The organism is Companilactobacillus futsaii JCM 17355, from assembly GCF_001435505.1.
Lineage (GTDB): Bacteria > Bacillota > Bacilli > Lactobacillales > Lactobacillaceae > Companilactobacillus > Companilactobacillus futsaii.
In genome coordinates this window covers 21329-27824 of sequence record NZ_AZDO01000054.1, presented here as the reverse complement: position 1 = coordinate 27824, position 6496 = coordinate 21329, and the positions used below count along the sequence as shown (strand labels likewise).

6 protein-coding genes are annotated in these 6496 nt (G+C 36.9%); 1 reads left to right on the top strand and 5 read right to left on the bottom strand.

The features are described from left to right. Positions 1 to 194: 194 nt before the first annotated feature. Genes dhaM through dhaK form a run of 3 tightly spaced genes read right to left on the bottom strand, consistent with a single transcriptional unit; the run spans position 195 to position 2159 of the window. Positions 195 to 563, bottom strand: coding sequence for a dihydroxyacetone kinase phosphoryl donor subunit DhaM (gene dhaM, locus FC88_RS05390; protein ID WP_057813558.1), 369 nt, complete (start codon positions 561 to 563; stop codon positions 195 to 197). Positions 564 to 565: 2 nt separating this feature from the next. Further along, positions 566 to 1153: a dihydroxyacetone kinase subunit DhaL gene (gene dhaL, locus FC88_RS05385; RefSeq protein WP_057813556.1), complete on the bottom strand. Its 588-nt coding sequence runs from the start codon at positions 1151 to 1153 to the stop codon at positions 566 to 568. Between the two features lie 13 nt (positions 1154 to 1166). Beyond that, positions 1167 to 2159: a dihydroxyacetone kinase subunit DhaK gene (gene dhaK, locus FC88_RS05380; protein WP_057813554.1), complete on the bottom strand. Its 993-nt coding sequence runs from the start codon at positions 2157 to 2159 to the stop codon at positions 1167 to 1169. Positions 2160 to 2286: 127 nt separating this feature from the next. On the opposite strand from dhaK, the gene FC88_RS12825 reads away from it, so the two are divergent. Further along, entirely contained in the window at positions 2287 to 2430 is a 144-nt protein-coding gene (locus FC88_RS12825) for a hypothetical protein (RefSeq protein ID WP_157060430.1), read from the top strand. A 345-nt stretch (positions 2431 to 2775) separates the two neighbouring features. Here the strand turns inward: FC88_RS12825 and FC88_RS05370 are convergent, their stop codons facing one another. Together FC88_RS05370 and FC88_RS05365 are read right to left on the bottom strand one after the other, a co-directional pair. Continuing rightward, entirely contained in the window at positions 2776 to 4101 is a 1326-nt protein-coding gene (locus FC88_RS05370; protein ID WP_057813562.1) for an NCS2 family permease, read from the bottom strand. Positions 4102 to 4399: 298 nt separating this feature from the next. After that, positions 4400 to 6496, bottom strand: coding sequence for an ATP-dependent Clp protease ATP-binding subunit (locus FC88_RS05365; protein WP_057813549.1), 2097 nt, complete (start codon positions 6494 to 6496; stop codon positions 4400 to 4402).

Here is a 6496-nt window from a genome sequence, read left to right as displayed (position 1 = left end):
TTTTTTTATTTATTTTTTCTTAAGGTGGCTAACTTGATTATAAAATTCGCCAAAAATATTCCTCCCTTTTATTCTTATACGAATAATGTACTAAACAAATATTTATATTTTTTCAATATCCTGTGAAGATTTTATGAATTTTGTCCAGAAAAAGGCCCTGAAATTATCGTTTTAAGGACAATTCCAGGGTAGCCTTATTTAATTATTAATGGTTGAAGATTTTTTTCGATTTCAATCAATGGCGTATCAACTTGAGCCAAGGTAGCAGCAGTATAAGCACCTTCTACCAATGCTACGTCATACTTGTGAATCGTTTTATCAGTCATTTCCATCAGCATTTCCAGATTCATCTTTGAACTACCTAAATCATAAAAAGCCAATATCTCATCACCAGTATTGTTATCCACCGCTGCTTGGATTTTCTCTAATGAAGAACCAATTTCATCATCATCAGTTCCACCAGCTGTTGTAATTGACAAATCTGGTGCGGCTTGCGAGATTAAATCCTTCACTCCAGCGGCAATTTTACTCGAATGAGAAACTATTACAATTCCATATTTCATCATTAGTCCCCCAAAACTTCTAATAAGGATTCAAACAAGTAGGCACTCGATTCTGCACCTGGATCAATGTGATCTTTGGATTTTTCTTCCAAATAACTTGCACGACCTTTAGTTGCTACTAGATCTTTGACAATTTCTAATGCTGAATCAATTACTTTTTGATTGAAAGCATCATTTTTCAAAGCATCGCTCACTGGTTGCCAAACATCGATCATTGTCTTCATACCGACATCTGATTGGCCACGACGTTTGATACCATCAGTTCCAACTTGAATCAAATCTGCCAACTCAATATTTTCTGTTTTGACAGCTTTAGACATATCTAAAAAGGCAGTTCCATACAAGGGACCTGAAGCTCCACCAACTTTTTGAATCATTGCAAAGGCAGTTGCTTTATACAAATCAGCTAGGTTTTCAGGATCCTTTTTAGCAAAAGAGTCTTTAATAGCGTTCATACCACGATCCATATTAGTTCCGTGGTCACCATCTCCAATTGCTGTATCTAATTCATTTAAGTTAGCTTTGTTAGCCTGAACTTTTTCTACAAATAAATTAATCCATTTTTTAGCATCAACTAATTCTAATTTCATCGAATCTTCCTCTCTACCAAGCAATTGTTGTAACTGGTTCTTTTAAGTATTTGATCCAATCACTATCTGCTTTCATAATCGTCAAAGAAATTCCTTGCATATCAAGCGATGTGACTAGATTACCAACTTTACTAAATTCCACATCAATATTTTTATCAGCTAATTCTTTCAAAACATCATTAGCAAAAATGTATTGTTCCATCAAAGGAGTTCCACCCATGCCATTAACTAAAATAGCAAAATCACCTGATTTATCATCAAATTCCTTTAAAATCTTTTCAATCAATTCATGAGCTAAATCTTTTGAAGGTTGAATTTTTTCGACAGCATAGCCACGTTCATTGTGGATACCAATACCATATTCTATCTCATCATCACCTAATTCAAATCCAGGGTGTCCGACAGCAGGCACAGTAGCCGCATGGAGGGCAATTCCAATAGTTTTAGTATTGTTGATAACCTTTTGACCTAAAGCCGCAATATCGTCTAAGGACATTCCAGAACGGGCAGCAGCTCCAACAATTTTTTCAACTAAAGCAGTACCGGCAACCCCACGTTTACCTTGAGTAAATTCACTGTTTTCTACTGAAATATCATCGTCAACGACAATTGTCTTAATTTTTATATCATCCGCTTCTGCCATTTCCTTAGCCATGTCAAAATTCATGACATCACCAGAGTAATTCTTAACTACTAACAAAACACCCAATCCTTGATCAACTGCCTTAATAGCTTCATAAATTTGGTCAGGAGTTGGTGAAGTAAAGACTTCTCCAGCTACGGCAGCACTGAGCATTCCATTGCCCACGTAGCCTGCATGCAATGGTTCGTGACCACTACCGCCACCAGAAACGATACCGACTTGTTTATTTTCAGTAAACTTCTTATCATTTCTAACTACAGCAGTTGTACCGTCAATCTGTCTTACTAAATCAGAATTGGTTTTAACTAAACCTGAAATCATTTCAGGAACAATATCCTCAACATTATTAATAATCTTCTTCATGTTCTCCTCCTTGTTTACGCTTACAGATTTTATTATACAGCTTTTTCATAACAAAAAAACTATCCTGGAAATTGGTTTTTTTAAGTTGGATTAGTAGTAATATGCCATCCTCCATAGCAAACCAAATTTGGCTGGAACAATGTGGGTACGACTTGGAGCCTTTGCTAAGCCCAAAACCGGGCAAAGTCTTCAAGCTCGGCCTTATTCTAAGCAACAAGTTGCTAAGAATAATTTCACTACTGAGCCAATTTGCTTTGCTATTCCGGACTAGAGAGTTGTTTTATATTTTTATACAATCAAACAAAAAGCATCTATTCAGATAATTGTTCCAATAACTATATCTGAATAGATACTTTTTTAATTTTGAATTATTTGAAATAAACAATAAAACTAGAATCTAGTCTGGAACACAAATCCCGTGATGGCTCAGCCGCCAGATTATTGTTAGTGCTTTAGCACTTACAATAAGGCCTAGTTTTGAGATTTTGCGTCTTTGGGCCATGCAAAAGCTCAAAATAGTGCCGCCATTCTCCAGCCAATCACAGGATTTGTGTGGAAGACGGAAATTAACATTAATCTAACTTAAGAAAGAATTAGAAATTAGAGTAGTTTTTTATTATGCCAAACTAGCTTTAGGCAAAATATTAATGATATAAAGTAAAATTACGAAAACAACGAACAATCCATACATGATAGGATTGATTTCTTTTCTCTTACCGGCAGCTAACATAGTGATTGGATAAACCAAGAAACCAAAAGCAATACCGTAAGAGATGTTATAAGTCAATGGCATACCAACGATAGTTAAAAAGGCTGGCAAGGCAATTTCAAAGCGATCCCATCTGATGCCCTTCATCGATTGTGCCATCAACGTACCGACAATTATTAAAACTGGTGCTGTAACGTTAGTTGTTACAACTGATAACAATGGTGAGAAAAACATTGATAATGCAAACATAACACCGACTGTGATTGAAGTTAAACCAGTTCTCCCACCAACGGCAATTCCGGCTGAAGATTCAACATAAGCTGTTGGAGGAGTAGTTCCAAAAACAGCTCCACTGACCATTGAAATTGAATCAGCCATCAAAGCATGACCAATTCTTGGCATTTTACCATCTTCGTCTTGCATAACGTCCACTTGCTCAGCCAAACCAATCAAAGTACCAGCAGTATCAAAAAAGGCTACTAGTAAGAAGATTATTACAACAGCCCATAGTTGAGGGTGTGTAATATCTGAAATATGCATCACACCGACGCCAAAAGTTGGCTTTAAACTAGGGATTGATGAAACGATATGCGATGGCATAGGAATCAATTTAGTAACTAACCCCACAATAGTTGTAAAGACCATCCCGATAAAAATAGCTCCAGGAATTTTACGCGCCATCAAAATCGCTGTAACTAACAATCCAACAATTGTCAACCAAGTGGTAGGAACAGCAAATGATCCGATTGCTACTAATGAAGACTTACTAGCAGTAATCAATCCCCCACCTTGCAGACCGACAAAAGCGATAAAGATACCTAACCCGGCAGCTACCGCCAACTTCAAATCTTTAGGTATTGCATCAATAACAACTTCACGAATTTTCATTAATGAAAGAACTAAGAAAATCAAACTGGCCACAAAAACCCCGGCCATAGCGGTTTGCCAAGGAATTCCCATCGCTATAACGACAGAATAACTGAAAAAAGCATTGTCGCCTAATCCCGGTGCAATCGCTATTGGGTAGTTAGCCAAGATTCCCATCAAAATTGAACCAACGACTGCTGTTAATGCTGTAGCGGTAAATAAAGATCCTTTGTTCATCCCTGAGTCTCCCAAAACTTGCGGATTAACAAATAAAATATAAGCCATAGATACAAACGTTGTTAGACCAGCTAAAATTTCACGTCTAACATTTGTCTTGGCTTCTTCGAGATGGAATAAACGTTCCATAAAACTTAAATTCCGTCCATCTTGTAATGAATTCACAATAAACGCCCCTTAGAAAATATAAAAACTTTTTTCGAACTTTTCTAGTATTACAGATTATTCGGGTTTTTACAAGCGAATTAGAAACATTTTATTATTTTTTATTTATATTGTTCGGCTTTTGCTATTATTTTATTAATATATTTTGCTTTTTAAACAAATTCATAGTTATACATAACGTTATTGTTCGCTTTTTGCTAAAATTCGTACAAAAAAAGAAGACTCAAACGAGAAACGTTCAAGTCTTCTTTTTTCAGAAATATTAGTTTGTAACAGCTGATTTTTCAGAAATCTTAATAGTTCCATCAACTAAATCAGCTTTTAAGTCTTTAACATCCAAATGGTCGAGATAGAATTCAGCTACTTTATCTCTAATTTGTTGCTCAATGACACGACGTAATGGTCTTGCTCCCATGGCTTCATCATATCCTTCGTCGATCAACCATTCTTTAGCTTCTGGTGTGACCTCCAAAGTGATTTGTTTCTTAGCCAAGTTAGCATTAACGTCATTTAACATTAAGTTAACGATTTGATTCAAGTCTTTCTTAGACAGATGAGTAAACTCAACGATGCCATTGAATCTATTCAAGAATTCTGGCTTGAAGTAAGGAGCCAATTTATCCATCAACTTCTCATCTTCAGTCGCTTTATTACCGAATCCAGCATTAGATGTGGCAATAATGATCGTATTCTTGAAATCAACGACATTTCCTTGTCCATCGGTCAAGCGGCCGTCATCCATAACTTGCAATAACAAAGTCAAAACTTGAGGATTAGCCTTCTCAATTTCATCTAACAAAACGATGGAATAAGGATTACGACGAACCTTTTCAGTTAAAGTATTGCCGTTGTCCTCATAACCAACATAACCGGCTGAAGTACCGATTAACTTAGATACCGCCGTTAAGTCTGAATACTCACTCATATCCAAACGAACAATAGCATCCTTACTGCCAAACATGTCTTTAGCTAATTGTTTGACTAATTCAGTCTTACCAACGCCAGTAGGTCCAACGAACAAGAAACTACCGATTGGACGATTGCCGTCATCAAATCCAGCCCGGTTACGACGAATAGCTCTGACTACCATGTCGACGGCTTCATTTTGGCCAATAACTTTACTCTTTAAGCGTTTACCCATATCTTTGAGACGTTCAATGTCACTGGCACCCATTTGTGATACTGGTACACCAGTTAATCTTTGAACGGATTCGGCAATATCATTAACGGTTGCTACTGGTTCATCGGTCTGTTCGTCACCTTTGTCAAGCTTTGCTTGTAAGTCTTCAATGTGCTTCTTCAAACTAGCAGCTTTTTCATAATCTTCTTTTTTAGCTGCAGTTTCTTTGTCTTTTTCAGCTTGTTTGAGATCTTTTTCCAGACTTACCTTGTCAGTTACAGGATTTTTAGCTGCCAAGTGTGCTGCTGTCATATCGATCAAGTCAATTGCCTTATCTGGTAATGATCTTTGAGGAATGTATTGAACTGAATAATCAACTGCGGCTTTCAATACATTATCTGGCAATTTGACATGATGATGATTTTCATACGCTTTACGTAATCCCTTCAAAATTGCTACAGTAGCATCTTTACTTGGTTCATTGATCGTAACATCGTTGAATCTTCTTGCTAAAGCAGCATCTTTCATAATTGTATTACGATACTCATCTTGAGTTGTGGCACCAATAATAGAAATTTCACCACGACTCAAAGCTGGTTTAATAATGTCGGCCAATCCTTTACTACCGGAATCAGAACCACTTGACCCAGCACCGATGATTTGATGAATTTCATCGAAGAACAAGACGACATTGCCGGCCTTCTTTACTTCATCCAAAAGCTTTTGAATGTTTTCTTCAAATGATCCACGATATTGTGTCCCTGCTTCAAGAGCTGAAACATCAATAGAAATGATTTGTTTATCTTTGATAGCTTCAGGTACGTCGCCTCTGACGATAGCTTGAGCTAAACCTTCAACTACCGCAGTCTTACCAACGCCAGCATCACCAACAAGAATTGGATTATTCTTGGTTCTCCGGCTTAAAACTTCAGCTGTTTCTTGAATCTCTTTATCACGGCCAATAACTGGATCCAAAAGTCCATCTTTAGCCTCTTGAGTCAAATTACGACCTAACTTCTCTAACATTGTGCCATTTTTTGCTTGTTTATTATCACTGATAGGAATATTCTCCCCAGCGGTTCTTGCTTCTTGATATTTTGCTAATTCTTCAGGAGTCAATTCTTGGCCGTTCACATAATACTTAGCTCGTGAATCACCGTTTTGTTGACTCATTAATCTTCTAAATATTTCGTCCATATTGTCGTTAAATGGATCTTCATCCCAAAATGATCTTGCCAT